1 protein-coding gene is annotated in these 757 nt (G+C 53.2%); it reads right to left on the bottom strand.

The window, feature by feature from the left end; all coding sequences use genetic code 11:
* Positions 1-678, bottom strand: a 678-nt coding sequence (locus HT737_RS15355) for a GTP cyclohydrolase, FolE2/MptA family (protein WP_182403128.1), incomplete at its 3' end; no start/stop codon positions are given.
* Positions 679-757 lie beyond the last annotated feature (79 nt).

Raw genomic sequence — 757 nt, 5'->3', positions numbered from 1 at the left:
ACCCAGTGCGGCTTCAGCGTCGTTGATGATCACGCTCAGGGGCAGCTCATCGATAAACTCGTCCAGGTGCATGTGCAATTGCGCGATGCTGCGTTGGCTGTGCGGAGTGGCAACGATGCCGTGGCTTGATCCAAGCCAAGCCAGAACTTCAGCGTGCTGCAGTGGCTTATTGGCAAAATCATCGATGAACTGCTGCTGGATCAGTTGCCTCGCTAATGCGGCTGAGCATGGGCAGGTCGAGGAGTAGGGCACATCGATCTTGAGTTCCACGTGGAACACGTTGTTTTTGAGGCTGGCAGAAATGCTCACTGGATAGCTTTTCCACCCCGCCAGTGGGCTGACCAACGCGGGTCGTTTCAGCAGCACTTCGCTGTGGATATTCAGATAGGCATTGCTGGATAAGCCCTCGTGGCTGGCCAGAAAATCGTCCAGTACCTGATGCAAAACCCGTGGAGAAAGGTTCTGCTGCTCAAGCGTTGCCAAGGCCAGATACAAACGCGACATGTGAATCCCACGCGCCTCACCATCGTCAAGACTGACGCCTGCATCTGCCTTAGCGCTCAGACGCTGGCCATCCAATAAAACCGGCAAGGCAATGCCGCGCATTCCCACCCACTCAAGCGGTAATGCTTGTCGAGAGGCTTGAGTGGCGATATCCGGAAGTGTCAGCGAATTCATGTTCGGAACCATCGTTTTGAATGAATTGGATGTTACATTATAACAATTCAAACCACGATGCTTTTTTCATGAACGGGTT

The organism is Pseudomonas sp. MD195_PC81_125 (assembly GCF_014060985.1).
Taxonomy (GTDB): Bacteria; Pseudomonadota; Gammaproteobacteria; order Pseudomonadales; family Pseudomonadaceae; genus Aquipseudomonas; species Aquipseudomonas parakoreensis.
Note: the sequence above shows the minus strand (reverse complement) of the source record. Positions and strands in the feature narration are given on the sequence as shown.